Origin of the sequence: Polaribacter sp. MED152 (assembly GCF_000152945.2) — a bacterium.
Classification (GTDB): domain Bacteria; phylum Bacteroidota; class Bacteroidia; order Flavobacteriales; family Flavobacteriaceae; genus Polaribacter.
This window is the reverse complement of record NC_020830.1, coordinates 691,837-708,951: the sequence shown is the minus strand read 5'-3', so window position 1 is coordinate 708,951 and position 17,115 is coordinate 691,837. Positions and strand designations below refer to the sequence as shown.

Below are 17,115 nucleotides of genomic sequence, written 5' to 3'. Positions count from 1 at the left end.
TGCTGTTGTTAAGTGTTTTGCTATCAATTTCTGCTGTTCAAACAAAATTTGGTAATTATTTTACGAAAAGAATTAATGATGATTTTGGTACAGATTTAACCATCGAAAAAGTAGACTTTTCACTTTTAGGAAGTGTACGATTTAGAGGAGTTAAAATTAGAGACCATCATCAAGATACCCTTATTTTTGTTGATAAATTAAGTACTTCTATTCTTAATGCAAATAAGGTTTTAAACAAAGAGGTTTTACTAGGACCCATTTATTTAGAGGATGCCTATTATTACATGAAAACGTATAAAGGCGAAGAAGATGATAATATGGCTATTTTCATAGATTCGTTTGATGATGGTTCAGAGAAAGATTCATTAAATCCTTTTATTTTAAAATCAGAAAATGTTTATGTAGATAATCTAGATTTTAAAATTATTGATGCTAACAAAAAAGATTCTCTAAATTATTCAGTCACTAATGCTGGTGGTAATTTGCAAAACCTATCTATTATTGGTCCAGATTTTTCTTCTGATATAAGAGGCTTGTATTTTGTTGATATGAACAATTTAGAAGTATCTAATTTAACTACAGATTTTACGTACACTAAAACTCAAATGGAGTTTTTAAATACCACACTTCAAACTAAAAAAACAGATATAAAAGGCGATATTCTATTTACTTATGAAAGAGAAGATTTAGCAGATTTTGTAAACAAGGTTCAAATTGATGCAAATTTTACCGATAGTAAAATAGCAATTCAAGATGTAAAGAAATTCTACAACGAACTAAGTAGTAATGATATCTTAGATTTTAAGGGTGTTTTTGATGGAAAGTTAAACAATTTCGAACTCAAAAATTTAAATCTCAGTAACAAGAAAGGCTTGTATGTAATTGGAGATTTATCTTTTGTAAATGCTGTAGATGTAGAACGAGGCTTTATTTTTGAGGGAGATTTAAACAATCTTACAGCAACTTATAACGAGTTAAAACGAATTCTACCAAATGTCTTAGGTAAAAACGTTCCTTCAGAGTTTAGCAAATTAGGTAAATTTACGGTAAGTGGTAGGCTAAAAGTTACGCCAGAGCAAATGCAGGCAACTATAGATGTAAAATCGGATATAGGAGATGCAATTACAGATTTACAAATTACAAACATAGATGATATTGATTTTGCGGTTTATGATGGAGATGTAGAACTGCAAAAATTTGATATTGGTGTATTTTTTAATGATCCATTGTTTGGAATTATTTCTTTAAAAGGTGATGTAGATGGTAGTGGTTTTCAACTAGAAAATATAGACACAAGGTTTATAGGAGAAATTTCAGAATTTGAGTTTAAAGACTATGTATACACTTCAATTTTAGCAAATGGTCAATACCAAAATAATAAATTTGATGGTGATTTGTCTATAGACGATACCAACTTTAAAATGGATTTTAAAGGTTTGGCGGATTTATCATCAGCAGTGAATAAGTTTGATTTTTTATCAGAAATTAAATATTTAGATTTAAAAGAAACCAATCTTTTTACAAGAGATAGCACAGCTCAATTAAAAGGTCTTATTTCTTTAGATGTAGAAGGTAACACATTAGATGATATTATTGGTAATGCCACGTTTACAGATGTGTTTTATACTAATGAAAAAGAAGAATTTAGCTTTAAGGAATTCAATATTTCGTCTTCTGTAAAAGATAGTATTAAAAAGATTCAAGTAACATCAGAAGATATTGCAAATGGATATATTTCAGGTAAGTTTACTTTTTCTGAAGTTCCAAATGTGGCACAAAATGCTTTAGGTAGTATTTATACCAATTACGAGCCTTATCCTGTAGCTCCAAACCAATATTTAGATTTTAACTTTACCATTTATAATCAAATAGTGTCTGTGTTTTACCCAGAAATTTCTATAGATGATAATACTAAAATAAGAGGTAAAATTCAATCGAATAAAAACCAATTAAGACTCACATTTTCATCGCCGAAAATAGATGTTTATGGTAATGAATTAAAGGATGTTTTACTAAGAACAGACAATCAAAACCCGCTATATAATTCACACTTAACAGCATCAGAAGTAAATACAAAATATTATAATGTTTCTAAATTAAATTTACTGAACAGAACACAAAATGACACTTTATTTTTTAAATCAGAATTTGATGGAGGTCCGCAAAACAAAGAAAATTTTAACTTGGATTTTTTCTATACAATTAATGAAAACCAAAAATCTGTATTAGGTTTTGAGAAATCTACGTTTGAATTTAAAAATACCATTTGGAATATAAATCCTGATGAATTAAATACAGATAAAATTGTGTTCGATTTAAAGAATAATGAGTTTAATTTTAGTCAGTTCAAGTTGGTTTCAGGCGAACAAAAAGTTGAATTTACTGGTAGTATTTTAGGAGACACTGAAAAAACTTTATTAGCAGATTTAACCAAGGTTAAGCTGCAAAGCTTCTTACCAGAAATAGATAGTTTGGCTTTAAAAGGTAAGGTTACAGGTAATATTGATTTTGTTCAAGCAAATAATATATATACTCCAGAAGCTACTTTAGTTATTAAAGATTTTGAGGTAAATGATTTTAAACAAGGTGAATTGGCCTTGAATGTTGTTGGTGATAATGCTTACGATAAATACAAAGTTGATTTATCTATAAATAATGATAAAGTAAAAAGCATTGCAGCTACAGGTAATTTAGATTTTTCTAACCAAAGGCCTTTAATTGATTTGCAAGTATTTTTAGAAGATTATAATTTAAAGGCATTTAGTCCTTTAGGCGCAGATGTAATTTCTTCCATGAGAGGTTTGGTTTCAGGGGATTTTTATTTAAGAGGATTTTTAAGAAATCCGGATATGGAAGGTACTTTGCGTTTGCATGATGCAGGTTTAAAATTTCCGTATTTAAATGTAGACTTAGATTTTGATGGTTTATCAACCATAACTTTATCAGAACAATCATTTATTTTCGAAAACATTAAACTATTAGATTCTAAATACAAAACAGAAGGTGTTTTATTAGGGAACATAACTCATCAAAATTTTGAACAGTGGTTTTTAGATTTAGAAATTGTTACAGATAATTTATTGGTTTTAGATACCCAGAATACAGAAGAAGCACTTTATTATGGAACAGCCTTTATAGATGGCTCAGCAAGTATTACAGGTTTAACAGATCAATTAGACATTACTGTTAATGCAGAAACCAACCCAAATACAAAATTCGTAGTTCCGTTAAAAGACATAGAAACTGTAGATAGTTATCAATTAATTCATTTTAAGACAGATAAAATGGACACTGAAGAACGTCAAAGAAAACTAGCACAAGAAGCTATAAAAGGGCTGTCTTTAAACATAAATTTAGATGTTACCAAAGATGCAGAAGCACAAGTAGTAATTGATGAAGTAAATGGTAGTCAATTAACTGGTAGAGGTTCTGGTAATTTAGAAATAGTAATTAATACTAGAGGTAGGTTTGATATGTTTGGAGATTATACCATAGATAGTGGAGTATATGATTTTAAGTATGGAGGAATTATCAACAAACCATTTATCATTCAAAAAGGGGGTACAGTTTCTTGGAATGGTAACCCTTATGAAGCAGATTTAGTTGTAACAGCAATCTACAAAGCCAAAGCAAACCCTGCAGTTTTACTACAGAATTTTAATTCTAACAGAAAAGAAGAAATAGATTTAGTGACTAGAATTACTGGAGATTTATTTAATTCTAAGCAAGAATTAGACATTCAATTAACTAATGTAGATCCAACAATCGCAAGCGAGTTAGAGTTTGTTTTAAATGATAATAACATTAATGAAAAAACAACTCAGTTTATTTCACTTTTGGCCTTTGGTACTTTTAGAAATCCAGAAAAAGTAAGTTTCGATGTAAATAACACCTTAACAGGTACAGCTTCAAGTGCAATTGCTACAGCATTTTCCAGTATTCTAAATAGTCCTGATAGTAAATTTCAGTTAGGTGTAGATTATCAGCAAGGAGATCAAGGTAATAGTATAGATCGTTTAAATATAGACAATCAAGTTGATGTTTCTGTAAGTACACAAGTAAGTGATAGAGTAATTATTAATGGTAAAGTAGGTGTACCTGTTGGTGCACAGACACAATCTAGTGTAGTTGGTGAGGTAAAAGTAGAGGTTTTGCTAAACGAAGAAGGTAATTTTAGAGGCGTTATTTTTAACAGGCAGAACGAAATTCAATACTCACAACAAGAAGAAGGTTATACACAAGGAGTTGGTTTGTCTTATCAAGTAAACTTTAATACGCTTTCAGAACTTTTATCAAAAATAGGTTTAAAGAAAAAGAAAGAAAAAAAGAAGCCAGAAATTAAGAAAGATACGCTTCTTGTGCCTAAAAATAATCTAATTAACTTCGAAGGGAATTAGTACTTTTCCCCAATTTTTTAATCATAATTTTAGCCCTAAATAATTAACATTTTTATAATAAAAATGGGCTATTTAGGCTCAATCGTTTTCGTAACTTTATTATTATAAATCATTTAAAAGAATTAATTTTACATTGAAATATGAGTAAAATAAAGAAAATAGGAGTAATGACTTCTGGAGGCGATTCTCCAGGTATGAACGCTGCAATTCGTTCAGTGGTAAGAACTTGTGCATTTTATAAAATTGAATGTGCAGGTATTTATAGAGGTTACCAAGGTATGATTGAAGGAGATTTTATTTCTTTAGATGCAAGAAGCGTAAAAGGCATAATTAATAAAGGAGGTACTTTTTTAAAGTCGGCCAGATCTAACGAGTTTAGAACTAAAGAAGGTAGACAAAAAGCTTACGATGCTTTAACAGCTGCTGACATAGATGCACTTGTTGTAATTGGTGGAGATGGTACTTTTACAGGGGCACTAATTTTTAATCAAGAATTTAATTTTCCAGTAATGGGTATTCCAGGTACTATTGATAATGATATTACAGGAACTAGCCATACTTTAGGATATGATACTACATTAAATACAGTTGTAGATGTAATTGATAAAATTAGAGATACAGCTTCTTCTCACAATAGATTATTCTTTGTAGAGGTAATGGGTAGAGATGTTGGTCATATTGCATTAAATGCAGGAGTAGGTGCAGGTGCTGAAGAAATTTTAATACCAGAAGAAGATCTTGGTTTAGATCGTTTATTAGAATCTTTAAAACGAAGTAAAGAATCTGGTAAATCTTCTAGTATTGTAGTTGTTGCAGAAGGAGATAAGATTGGTAAAAACGTATTTGAACTTAAAGATTATGTAGAAGAAAATCTACCTGAATATGAAGTTCGAGTATCAGTTTTAGGTCACATGCAAAGAGGTGGTTCACCTTCTTGTTTTGATAGAGTTCTTGCAAGTAGAATGGGTGTTAAAGCTGTAGAAAGTTTATTGGAAGGTCAATCTAATTTAATGGTGGGTCTGTTAAACGAAAAAATGGCAGTAACTCCATTAGACAAAGCAATTAAAGGTCAATCAAAAATAAATAAAGAATTAATAAGAGTGTCAGACATTATGTCTACATAACATAATAAAAGAATTAACAAAATGATAAAAATAGGAATTAACGGATTTGGAAGAATAGGTAGATTAGCATTTAGATCTGCAGTAAAAAGAGATAACGTACAAGTTGTAGCAATTAATGATTTATTAGAAGTAGATTATTTAGCTTATATGTTAAAATACGATTCAGTGCATGGAGCATTTGATGGAACTGTAGAGGTTAAAGATGGTAAATTAGTTGTTAACGGAAACGAAATTAGAATTTCTGCAGAAAGAAACCCTGCTGATTTAAAATGGAATGAAGTTGGAGCTGAGTATGTTTTAGAATGTACTGGTATTTTCAAAAGTTTAGAACAAGCAAATTTACACATTCAAGGTGGAGCTAAAAAAGTAGCAATTTCTGCACCTTCAGGTGATGCACCAATGTTTGTAATGGGTGTAAACCATACAAAATTACAAGCTTCAGATACAATCTTTTCTAACGCATCTTGTACTACAAACTGTTTAGCACCAATTGCAAAAGTATTAAATGATAAATTTGGAATTGCGGAAGGTTTAATGACAACTGTACATGCAGCAACTGCAACTCAAAATACTGTTGATGGACCATCTGTAAAAGATTGGAGAGGTGGTAGAGCAGCAATTCACAATATTATTCCTTCTTCTACAGGAGCTGCAAAAGCAGTAGGTAAAGTAATTCCTGAATTAAATGGTAAGTTAACTGGTATGGCATTTAGAGTACCAACTATGGATGTTTCTGTAGTAGATTTAACTGTAAAATTAGAAAAAGGTGCTACTTACGAAGAAGTAAAAGCAGCTATGAAATCAGCTTCAGAAAATGAAATGGAAGGAGTTTTAGGATATACTGAAGAGTTAGTAGTTTCTCAAGATTTTGTTGGTGAAACTCGTACTTCTGTATTTGATGCAAATGCAGGTATTGCCTTAAATGATAACTTTGTAAAAGTTGTTTCTTGGTATGATAATGAAATTGGTTATTCAACTAAATTAGTAGACTTAGTAGAATATTCTGCTTCTCTATAATTATAGAAAACATAATACTAAAAAACCTGATAGAATATTCTATCAGGTTTTTTTATGTTTAAAAAGGTCGTTTTTAAAATCACTTAATAGCAATCATACTAATTTCTACATTAACGAATTTGGGTAAATTTGCTACTTCAACTGTTTCTCTTGCAGGTGCAGTTTCTTCATCAAAATATTGAGCATAAACCTTATTTATTTCACTAAAGTTATTCATGTCAGAAATAAAAATTGATGATTTTACAACATTCTCAAATGTCATTTCTGCAGCTTCTAAAACTGCTTTCATATTTTCCATCACCTTTTTAGTTTCAGCTTCTATTGAATCTAAGACTAATTCACCAGTTTCTGCATCAATAGCAATTTGACCAGAAGTGTACAAAGTATTTCCGCTTAAAACTGCTTGATTATAAGGTCCAATAGGAGCAGGAGCTTTTGTAGTTGATATTATTTTTTTCATTTGATTTTGATTTTTTTTATGCAATTATTATTAGAATAATAATCTGTCTGGTGGTTTGTTTTTATCCCATTTTAAATCAGCAAGTGTAGAAGATTTTACACCAATAAAAAAGGTGTATGAAGAATTAGATCCAAAAGGCACCCAATTAAAATTAAATTGCCAACTGTCTAAATCTCTAGTAAAATTAAATCTAGAGAACGAAAAAGCACCATTTTTAACATCATAACCAGAAGAATAACCCACTTTCCATTTTGGAGACAACTCAATATTACCACTAAAGCCTAAAGTATGTACGCCAATTTCTCCAGGATCTACACCATTGTTTCTGTATGTAGCTGCATACACTAAGTTCAAAGTCCATGGAATTTTAGAGTTGTAAAGTTCTGTCTCTTTTGTTCCACCCCCAACATCATTGGCATCTTGTCTACCAAACCTGTTGGTAGGATCAATATCTGCACCCATGGTATCTGGAGGGTTGTTTGCACCATTTCCATTTCTGCTTTCTTGGTTTGCACTTTTATTTTTTGAATCCTTTTCAAAGTCTTTGCTAGAAATTGAATAGTTTGCGGTTAAATTAGCATTAGATAATCTAAAAATACCAGGATTAAATTTATCAATTCTAACCCCATTTTCATTTACTTGATAAGGGTCTAAACTTCCATTAAAATTTACTGCTAGTTTGTCTTTAAACAAACGAGTACCAGCACTAAATGTTACATTAGACCAATGTAAACTATCTGCAGCAATATTGTAGGCAGTATTAAAATTAAGATTGTTTAAAATCATTATTTTTTCATCCTCTTCATCGCTATCAGGATCTTTGGGAGCTACTTTTGCTTCTAAAACGTTGTTTAAAGAAATACCAATTGAATTGCTTAATCCTCCTGAAGGTCTTCCATAAATACCATTATCAAAAACAGTATAATCAATTACATCTAAAGGATCTGCACTTTGTTGTACTTGCTGCAAGTATTTGTCTTGAAAATCTGGTCTGTAAGTGTAAGAGATGGTTGGTCTAAACGTATGTCTTATTGCTTTAAGTCTTCCTTTAGAAAAAGAAAAATCACCATAAATATTTGTTGATAAACTAACACCTAAATTATATTCTCTATAAGATTTAAATCCACGTAAAGTATCTGTAACTACTTCGTTATTTGTTTGATCGTATGTTTTTTGAACATAATCGAAATGCCAAGTCTCTTCATAGTTTGCGCTTGGTGAAAGTGTAAAGTACCTGAAAGCTTTTATGTTGGTATTTGTACTTGTTTTGTGTTGTACACCAGCTCTTGCAGTTTCAAACATTTTACTTGTAAAAAACTCATCATCTGTAGTGTTTATCAAGTACTGACCTTGCATGTTGTAGTTAAAACCTAATTTTTGAATTGGGTTTTTCTTAACGCCATTTTTTCCTGCGAAAGGATAAATCCTATTCATATTTAGCGTTAAGGAAGGCAAAGTCATTATAATACTTTCTGTATTTGTATTTTGTTGATGCGAAGCTGTAACTGCCATATTAAATGGTGTGCCAACAAAGTTTTTACTATAATTTATAGACGAATTAAAGGTGTTGTTTTGAGATTGAGAAACATTAAATTGATTTAAAGATTCTCTAAAAAACCGACTACTACCTAAATTTACAGAAGCTGTAAATCTCGAATTCGGACTCGCTTTAGAATCTTGATTATGAGACCATCTAACATTAAAGTTATTTGCTCTTGAAAAATCATCAAAACCTCTAATACCATTGATGTTATTTTCAAAGTTAAAACTAAAAGTTCCGTTAAACTTATATCTTTTGTTGTAGTTAGAAGACATTCTTACTCCCCAACTTCCATTAGAATAAGCATCACCTAACAACGTTAAATCTACATAATCGTTAATAGCAAAATAATACCCACCATTCTGAAAACCAATTCCTCTAGAGCTACTTCCAGTATCAAAAGCAGGAATTAAAAAACCAGAAACACTTTTTTCGCTCATAGGAAAATATGCAAAGGGCAAAAATAATGGAGTAGGTACATCAGCTAAAACCAAATTACTTGTACCAACAATAATCTTTTTACCAGGTACTAATTTTGCTTTATTGGTTGTAATATAATAATCAGGATTTTCTTTATCTGAAGTTGTAAATCTAATTTTTCTAACATAAATAGTAGAATCATTTACTCTTTTGGTTTTTTCACCATAAGTAAACATTTCACCTTGTTGCGTTTTTAGACCATAAATTAAAGCTCGTTTACTTTTAAAGTTATATAGAAGAGAATCTTGTTCAGATTCTTGATTACCTTGTTTAAAATTTGGTCTTTGTGTATAGCCTGTACTATCTACAATACCTTTGGCAAACAGCGTATTGTTTTTATAGTCAATAATAATAATACCCGCCTTTAGATCAATATCAGTATAAGTAATATTGGCTTCGTTATAAAGAGTTACAGTTTTATTTTTCGCATCTTGAATGGTGTAATCTTTAGCAATATGTGTAATGATATCGTCTATGCTTTCCTTTGGCTTTATAGAATCAGAGTTTATGGTATCTGTTTTTTTAGCCAACAAAGAATCTCTTTTAATAATGCCTAATGAATCTCTTTTTTTAGCAATCAGGGTATCTTTCTTAACAGAAGGAATTTCGATTTTCTTTTTAGTAGGAATATCTTGAGAAAAACTTAACTTTATAAAAAAGAAGCAACAAAATAAAAGTAGGTATGATAGATTTGATTGCAATGCTATAAATACTATTTTTGTATATGAGTAAAAGTATGGCTCAATATTTGAAACACAAAATTAAAGATGCCAAAATTAGTTAAATTTTATTGATGAATTTTCTAGAAATCCACAAATTTAATACCATTCTTCAAAAGCTATTTTTTATAGCCTTTTGTTTTATGATATTCTTACCTATAACTACAAATGCACAAAAAAAGTATACTATTGTTTTAGATGCTGGTCATGGAGGAAAAGATCCTGGAAATAGAGGAAATGGATATTATGAAAAGAATATAGCACTAAAGGTGGCTTTATTGGTAGGTGATGAGTTGAAGAAAAATAAAGATATCAAAGTAATTTTTACCAGAAAAAAAGATGTTTTTATAGATTTATGGAAGAGAGGTGATATTGCAAATAAAGCAGATGCAGATCTTTTTGTGTCTATTCACTGTGATTCTTACTTACCAAGGCCAGCAGCTCATGGAGCAGGAACCTTTGTTTTAGGACTTAGAGGTAATAAAAAGAATTTAGAAATTGCCAAAAGAGAAAATGCGGCTGTTTTATTAGAAGAAAATTACGAGCAAAGATATAAGGGCTTTGATGCGAATTCAGTAGAATCTGTAGTAGGTTTCTCATTATTACAAGAAGAGAATTTAGACAAAAGCTTAGAGATTGCAAGTCTTATTCAAAATAATTTTACAAGGCAATTAAACAGGCTCGATCGTAAAGTAAAACAAGATAACTTTCAAGTATTAAGAGAAACTGTGATGCCAAGTGTTTTAGTTGAGCTTGGTTTTTTAACGAACAAAAAAGAAGGCAGATTTTTAAATTCAAAACAAGGTCAACAAAAAATGGCAAAATCTGTGGCTCAAGCAATCGAAAACTATGTAACTAATCTAAAAATAAATACGGTTGTAGATAATGGCATAGTAGCTGAGCAAAAAGATTTTGTTGAATTTAAGGTTCAAATTGCTTCAGGTAAAAATAAAATACCCACAAAATCATATAATTTTAAGGGTTTAAAAAATATTCAAAGAATTAAAGTTGGTGCCTTTTATAAGTATTATTATGGTGTAACTCCCTCATACAAAGAGGCTAAAAAATCATTAAAAGTGGCTAGACAGAAAGGTTATAAAACAGCATTTCTTGTAGCTTTTAAAAATGGTACAAAAGTATCTGTAGAAGAAGTGAATAAAATGCCTTAAATTTGCTTAGTAGCAAATAAAAAATAGTAGTAATATTGTTAGTAAATTTCTATCTATGTCTAAAGAATTAAAAATTGGTATTATTTTAATTATCGTTATTGTTTCATTTGTTTGGGGCTTTAACTTTTTAAAAGGTCATGATTTACTAGATGGTAAAGCTCGTGAATTCCAAGTAGAATATACTAAAATTGGAGGTTTAAACAGAGCTAGTTCTGTAACTTTAAATGGTTTAAAAGTTGGCCAAGTTAAAGACATAGCATTTAATACTACAGAAGAAAAAAGAGGTCAGTTAATTGTGACTTTTGCTGTAGAAAATGATTTTCAGTTTTCTAAAAATAGCGTTGTAAAAATATACTCACCAAATCCATTATCTCCATCAAATTTAGCAATTGTACCTAATTATGAAGGTGAAATGGCTGTTTCTGGAGATATGTTAAAAGGAGAAATGGAAGAAAGTCTTTTTACATCTATCGGTGAAAGACTAGACCCTTTACAAACTAAAATAGAAAAAGTAATTGTAAGAGCAGATACTTTATTTAGTGGTGTAAATAAAATTTTAAATGATAAAACCATAAATGGTATAAACTCTTCTGTATCTAATTTAGCAGCAACTATTTACGAGTTAAGACAAACTATTAAAACTGTAAATTCGTTGGTTGTTGATAATCAAGATAATTTAAAAGAAACTCTTGAGAATACAAAGAATATTACTGGAAACTTAAACAAATTGGCAGACAGTTTAACCACTGTTAATTTTAATAGTATTATTCAAAAGGCAGAAAATGCAGTAGATAATTTTAATGAATTATCTAAGAAAATTAATTCTACAGATGGTTCTATTGGTAGGTTAATTAATGATGATGAGTTATACAGAAATGTAGAGGCTGCAACAAAGGAGTTAGAGCAGTTACTAAGAGATTTAAAAATAAACCCAAAAAGATATGTTCATTTTTCTTTATTTGGTAAAAAGCCACAAGAATATGAACCAACAGCTCCAGATAGTTTACTATTTATAAAAGACTAAAACACTAATTTAATTTTTACATAATGCAATATTTACCAAATTTACTTTTTATAATAGCCTTAATTGCAGGTATTGGTTTTTTTGTGATGAACATCAGAAAAATATCAAGAAATATTAAACTAGGTAAAGATGTAGACAGGTTTGATAATAAATCTGAAAGATGGAAAAACATGGCTATGATTGCTTTAGGGCAATCTAAAATGGTTAAAAGACCACTTTCAGGATTTTTACATATTATTGTCTACGTCGGATTTATCATCATAAATATAGAAGTTCTCGAAATCGTTATAGATGGTATTTTTGGAACACATAGAATTTTTCAAGGAATTATTGGCGATAGTTTCTATGCCTTCTTAATTGGAACTTTCGAAATTTTAGCAGCACTTGTTTTTGTAGCCGTAATCATTTTCTGGACAAGGAGAAATATTTCAAACATCAAGCGATTTTTAAGTAGAGAAATGAAAGGTTGGCCTAAGAAAGATGGTAACTATATTTTGTACTTTGAAATGGTTTTAATGACGCTTTTTATTGTTATGAATGCTACAGATACAGCATTTCAGCAGGCAGGAATAGGAAATCCTATCAGTCAATTTGTGGCACCATTATTTGATGGTTTTTCTGCAGAGACCGTTCATTTAATCGAGAGAACTGCTTGGTGGATTCACATTTTAGGTATTCTAGTATTCTTAAACTATTTATATTACTCTAAACATTTACACATCCTTTTGGCTTTTCCAAATACATATTTTGCGAATTTAAAACCAAAAGGTCAATTCAATAATTTAGAAGCGGTTACTAATGAGGTAAAATTAATGATGGATCCTGATGCAGATCCTTATGCTATGCCAGAAGAAGGAGCAGAGGAAACTGTACCAGAAAAATTTGGAGCTAGTGATGTTGCAGATTTAAGCTGGGTACAATTATTAAACGCATATACCTGTACTGAATGTGGTAGATGTACATCTGCATGTCCTGCAAATTTAACAGGTAAAAAGCTTTCTCCTCGTAAAATAATGATGGATACTAGAGATCGTTTAGAAGAAGTTGGTAGAAATATTGATGAAAACAAAGGTGAATTTAAAGATGATGGTAAGCAATTATTAAATGACTACATCACTCCAGAAGAATTATGGGCTTGTACAAGTTGTAATGCATGTGTAGAAGAATGTCCTGTAAACATAGATCCACTTTCTATCATTATGGATATGAGAAGATATTTAGTTATGGAGCAAAGTGCTGCACCTCAAGAATTAAATATGATGATGACCAATGTTGAAAACAATGGTGCTCCTTGGCAATATAATCAACAAGATAGATTAAACTGGGCAAACGAAGAATAAGATAATTTTTAAATTTAAGTAGTTAATTATTAGTTTGAATAACTAAGTATTTAAAATTTAACACTAAAAACGAAAGATATGAATGTACCAACAATGGCAGATATGATGGCTCAAGGCAAGCAACCAGAAGTGTTGTTTTGGGTTGGTGCTGCAGGTAGTTACGATGACAGAGCTAAAAAAATTAGTAGAGCATTTGTAAAAATTTTACATCAAGCTAATGTAGATTTTGCTGTTTTAGGAACAGAAGAAACATCTACAGGAGATGCAGCTAAAAGAGCAGGAAATGAATTCTTGTTTCAAATGCAGGCAATGATGAACATTGAGGTTTTAAATGGCTATGAAATTAAAAAGATTGTTACCTGTGACCCACATTCATTCAATACTATAAAAAATGAATATCCTTCTTTAGGAGGTAAGTATGAGGTTTATCATCATACACAGTTCATTCAAAATTTAATAAAAGAAGGCCGTTTAAAAATAGATGATGCCACTCTAAAAGGTAAAAGAGTTACTTTTCATGATCCTTGCTATTTAGGTAGAGCTAATGAAGTTTATGAATCTCCTCGTGATTTAATTAAGAGATTAGGTGTAAACTTAACAGAAATGAAGCGTCATAAATCTACAGCTTTATGTTGTGGAGCAGGTGGTGCACAAATGTTTAAAGATGCAGAGCCAGGAGATAAAGAAGTAAATGTGTTAAGAACAGAAGATGCTTTAGAAACAAACCCTAGCATTATTGCAACTGGTTGCCCATATTGTAATACTATGATGACAGATGGTATTAAATTTAAAGAAAAAGAGGCTGAAGTTGTTGTTAAAGATATCGCAGAACTAATTGCAGAAGCAAATAATTTGTAAAATAAGGTTTTATTAAAAATGTCAGAAAATTTTAAAAACGAACTCGTTACAGAATTACCAGACATTACTAAAATACATTTTAAAAAGATTGATAAAGATTATTTAAAAGTAATTTTAATCAATCTTTTTTTAGTTTTTATAATACTGTTTTTGGGTTTAATAGCTTTGCATCAATACGCTTTTTCAGAAGATTTTTTAAATTATAGCACCTATATTTATTTTGGTTTTACTTCTTTCTTTGCACTTTGCTTGTTATACACGCTTTTAGCATTTCCGAAGAAAAAATATGCTTTAAGAGAAAAGGATATTTCTTACAAGTCTGGATTGTTAGTTTTAAAAACTACAACAGTGCCATTTTCAAGAATTCAGCATGTAGAAACCGATGAAAAACCAATATCAAGATTGTTTAACCTTGCTTCTTTAAGTGTATACACAGCTGGAGATTCTAGTGATGATTTAGTAATTAAAGGAATTAAAAAGCAGGAAGCCCTAGAAATCAAAGAATTCATTAGCTCAAAAATTAATGAATAATTCGTATACATTTTCTGAATTTTCTAAGCAATCTCCGAAAGGAATATTCATTATTTATTTTGCAGAGATTTATAGAGTTATCAAATTATTTTGGATATTTCTATTTATAATTTTTAAAGATTTCTCTAAGTTTTCCTCTTATGGCGTTATTTATATTTATTTAGGGATAGGATTACTGCTATCACTTTTATTACTGAGAGCTTATTTTATTTATATTAATTTTCAGTTTAAAATAGAAAATCAGCATTTTATTTTAAAAAAAGGAATTCTAAAAAAGACATTAGTAGAAATTCCATTTCATAGGATTCAGAACATTAATTTCAAACAAAATATAGTTCAGCAAATTATAGGTGTGTTTGAGGTAAGTATAGAAACAGCAGGTTCTAAAGACACAGAAATTGCAATAAAAGCATTATCCTTAGAAAAAGCTGAAGCATTAAAGGCGGTTATTTCTAAAGCTAAAGAATTCGATATTGAAGTTGTAGAGGAAAATGAAATAGAACCAATTATGAAAATTGGTTTTTTTTCTCTAATAAAGGTTAGTTTAACTGAAAATCACCTTCAGAACTTATTTCTATTTTTTGCTATTGTTATCGGATTTTTTAACCAAATTCAACAAATTTCAGAAAGTTTTGGTAAAGCTGAGGCTTTAGATGGTTACATTTCTGAAAGTACTAGCAATTTATCTGCAAGCGTAGTATTAGTTACAATATTGGTAATTTTACTAACGCTAATCGCTTTAATTAGTTCTTTTGTAAAGGTGTTTTTAATCCATTTTAATCTTAGAGCATATTTAAAAGATGATGCTTTCGAGATAAATCAAGGATTGCTAACCAAGAAATCAATTGTTTTAAAGAAGCAAAAAATTCAAAATGTAACTATTTCTACAAATCCTTTAAAGAGACTTATTGGTATATCATTTATCACTTTTAAACAAGCTGTTAGTGGTAAGGTAAATAATGCAAAGAAAGAAAAGTTAATTCGTTTGGTTGGGTGTAAAAAAGATCAGATAGAAATTGTTAAAACATCAATTTTTAAAACGCTTAATGTTGAGAATAATATCAAAAAGAATCCTGACTCTTATTACAAAAAAAGAATATTTTTTTGGACAAGTTTATTCTTTTTGATTTTGTATTCAGTAACCTATTATCTCATTTCTCATATTGAGGTTTTTTATTCTTTATTATTGGTTGCTCCTTTAGTAGTGTTCTTAATTTTAAAGAAAATAAAGAAAAGGTTTTATCAGATTTCTGATGAAATGTTAATTGTGGGTAAGGGGTTGTTAGAAACACATTTGGTGTATTTAGATATTTTTAAAGTTCAAAACATTAAAATGAAACAGTCTATCTTTCAAAAAAGAAGTAATGTTGCAGATTTAGTTTTACAAACAGCTTCTGGTAAGATTGAAATACCTTGTATTGCCTATAATGAAGCCGTTAAAATTTATAATCATACTTTGTATAAAGTAGAAACAAGCAATGCTCCATGGATGTAAAAAGTTTTATAAAAGCAGCACGTTTAAGAACTTTACCATTATCAGTTTCTGGTATTATAGTGGGCTCACTTTTAGGAGTTTCGCAATTCAAAAACTCAGATTCGAAAAATATTAGCGATGATTTAGGTACAACTTTTCAAGTAAATCATATTGATGTAGAAACGTCTATTACAATATTTATTTTGGCAATTTTAACCACAATTGGTTTTCAAGTCTTGTCTAATTTTGCCAATGATTATGGAGATGGTATTAAAGGTTCAGATAAAAATAGAACAGGCGAAGCAAGAATGGTTTCAAGTGGTGCAATTACTCCTAAACAAATGAAAAATGCTATGGTTATAACTACAATTATCACTTTAATTATTGCATTGCTATTGATTTATTTTTCTTTCGGAAAAGAAAATTTTCTTTATTCTATTCTCTTTTTTGTGTTGGGAATAGCCTCTATTGTAGCAGCTATTAAATATACTGTAGGTAATTCAGCCTATGGCTATTCTGGTTTTGGAGATATTTTTGTATTTCTATTTTTTGGTTTGTTAAGTGTAGTTGGTAGTTATTTCCTATTTACAAAAGCCATTAATTTCGAAATATTTTTGCCGGCAATTTCTATTGGTTCGTTAAGCACAGCAGTTCTAAATCTTAATAATTTAAGAGATAGAGATGAAGATAAAATCAATAATAAAAACACGTTGGTAGTTAAATTAGGAATTGCAAATGCAAAAATTTATCATTATTCATTAATTTTAGGAGCCTTAATTGCTGCTTTAAGCTACACTTATCTTAATTTTGAAAGCTATTACCAGTTGATATATTTAGTAGCATTTATCCCGTTAATTTTAAATATTATAACTGTTTCTAAAAATACAATTCCAGCAGAATTAGATGGCGAATTAAAAAAAGTTGCACTAAGTACTTTCTTATTTGCTTTAATTTTCGGGATTACAAACTTTATTTTTTAAAT

12 protein-coding genes are annotated in these 17,115 nt (G+C 29.7%); 10 read left to right on the top strand and 2 right to left on the bottom strand.

The genetic code is table 11. The annotated features are described in order from the left end of the window. Nucleotides 1–17: 17 nt before the first annotated feature. The 3 genes from MED152_RS03285 to gap all read left to right on the top strand — a co-directional run bounded on the left by MED152_RS03285 (nucleotide 18) and on the right by gap (nucleotide 6,538). Nucleotides 18–4,397 (top strand): translocation/assembly module TamB, encoded by a 4,380-nt coding sequence (locus tag MED152_RS03285; RefSeq protein ID WP_238559155.1) that lies wholly within the window; start codon nucleotides 18–20, stop codon nucleotides 4,395–4,397. Between the two features lie 140 nt (nucleotides 4,398–4,537). After that, nucleotides 4,538–5,521, top strand: a complete 984-nt coding sequence (gene pfkA, locus MED152_RS03280) for a 6-phosphofructokinase (protein ID WP_015480433.1) — start codon at nucleotides 4,538–4,540, stop codon at nucleotides 5,519–5,521. Nucleotides 5,522–5,542: 21 nt separating this feature from the next. Beyond that, nucleotides 5,543–6,538 (top strand): type I glyceraldehyde-3-phosphate dehydrogenase, encoded by a 996-nt coding sequence (gap, locus tag MED152_RS03275; protein WP_015480432.1) that lies wholly within the window; start codon nucleotides 5,543–5,545, stop codon nucleotides 6,536–6,538. A gap of 79 nt (nucleotides 6,539–6,617) precedes the next feature. Here gap and MED152_RS03270 read toward each other — a convergent pair whose 3' ends face one another. After that, nucleotides 6,618–6,998 carry a Rid family detoxifying hydrolase gene (locus tag MED152_RS03270; protein ID WP_015480431.1) on the bottom strand — a complete coding sequence of 127 codons (381 nt, stop codon included), beginning with the start codon at nucleotides 6,996–6,998 and terminating at the stop codon, nucleotides 6,618–6,620. 30 nt (nucleotides 6,999–7,028) lie between these two features. After that, the gene (locus tag MED152_RS03265) at nucleotides 7,029–9,719 is read right to left on the bottom strand and encodes a putative LPS assembly protein LptD (RefSeq protein ID WP_015480430.1); all 2,691 of its coding nucleotides are present in this window, start codon (nucleotides 9,717–9,719) and stop codon (nucleotides 7,029–7,031) included. A gap of 161 nt (nucleotides 9,720–9,880) precedes the next feature. Between MED152_RS03265 and MED152_RS03260 the strand changes: the two genes are divergently transcribed. The 7 genes from MED152_RS03260 (at nucleotide 9,881) to menA (ending at nucleotide 17,113) form a co-directional block, all read left to right on the top strand. Then, entirely contained in the window at nucleotides 9,881–10,906 is a 1,026-nt protein-coding gene (locus MED152_RS03260; protein ID WP_238559154.1) for an N-acetylmuramoyl-L-alanine amidase, read from the top strand. A gap of 55 nt (nucleotides 10,907–10,961) precedes the next feature. Then, nucleotides 10,962–11,930 carry an MlaD family protein gene (locus MED152_RS03255; RefSeq protein WP_015480428.1) on the top strand — a complete coding sequence of 323 codons (969 nt, stop codon included), beginning with the start codon at nucleotides 10,962–10,964 and terminating at the stop codon, nucleotides 11,928–11,930. Between the two features lie 23 nt (nucleotides 11,931–11,953). Then, entirely contained in the window at nucleotides 11,954–13,270 is a 1,317-nt protein-coding gene (locus tag MED152_RS03250; protein WP_015480427.1) for a (Fe-S)-binding protein, read from the top strand. Nucleotides 13,271–13,348: 78 nt separating this feature from the next. Beyond that, nucleotides 13,349–14,128: a (Fe-S)-binding protein gene (locus MED152_RS03245; protein WP_015480426.1), complete on the top strand. Its 780-nt coding sequence runs from the start codon at nucleotides 13,349–13,351 to the stop codon at nucleotides 14,126–14,128. A gap of 18 nt (nucleotides 14,129–14,146) precedes the next feature. After that, complete coding sequence (locus MED152_RS03240; RefSeq protein WP_015480425.1) at nucleotides 14,147–14,659, top strand: PH domain-containing protein; 513 nt, start codon at nucleotides 14,147–14,149, stop codon at nucleotides 14,657–14,659. Further along, nucleotides 14,652–16,154, top strand: a complete 1,503-nt coding sequence (locus MED152_RS03235) for a PH domain-containing protein (protein ID WP_015480424.1) — start codon at nucleotides 14,652–14,654, stop codon at nucleotides 16,152–16,154. Before MED152_RS03240 ends, MED152_RS03235 begins: the two co-directional genes overlap by 8 nt. Continuing rightward, on the top strand, nucleotides 16,145–17,113 hold the full coding sequence (gene menA / locus MED152_RS03230) for a 1,4-dihydroxy-2-naphthoate octaprenyltransferase (protein ID WP_015480423.1): 969 nt from the start codon (nucleotides 16,145–16,147) through the stop codon (nucleotides 17,111–17,113). Before MED152_RS03235 ends, menA begins: the two co-directional genes overlap by 10 nt. Nucleotides 17,114–17,115 lie beyond the last annotated feature (2 nt).

Coding starts and splice junctions, on each gene's coding strand:
- pfkA (WP_015480433.1), top strand. CDS start 4,538: ATGAGTAAAATAAAGAAAATAGGAGTAATGACTTCTGGAGGCGATTCT.
- gap (WP_015480432.1), top strand. CDS start 5,543: ATGATAAAAATAGGAATTAACGGATTTGGAAGAATAGGTAGATTAGCA.
- MED152_RS03270 (WP_015480431.1), bottom strand. CDS start 6,998: ATGAAAAAAATAATATCAACTACAAAAGCTCCTGCTCCTATTGGACCT.
- MED152_RS03260 (WP_238559154.1), top strand. CDS start 9,881: ATGATATTCTTACCTATAACTACAAATGCACAAAAAAAGTATACTATT.
- MED152_RS03255 (WP_015480428.1), top strand. CDS start 10,962: ATGTCTAAAGAATTAAAAATTGGTATTATTTTAATTATCGTTATTGTT.
- MED152_RS03250 (WP_015480427.1), top strand. CDS start 11,954: ATGCAATATTTACCAAATTTACTTTTTATAATAGCCTTAATTGCAGGT.
- MED152_RS03245 (WP_015480426.1), top strand. CDS start 13,349: ATGAATGTACCAACAATGGCAGATATGATGGCTCAAGGCAAGCAACCA.
- MED152_RS03240 (WP_015480425.1), top strand. CDS start 14,147: ATGTCAGAAAATTTTAAAAACGAACTCGTTACAGAATTACCAGACATT.
- MED152_RS03235 (WP_015480424.1), top strand. CDS start 14,652: ATGAATAATTCGTATACATTTTCTGAATTTTCTAAGCAATCTCCGAAA.
- menA (WP_015480423.1), top strand. CDS start 16,145: ATGGATGTAAAAAGTTTTATAAAAGCAGCACGTTTAAGAACTTTACCA.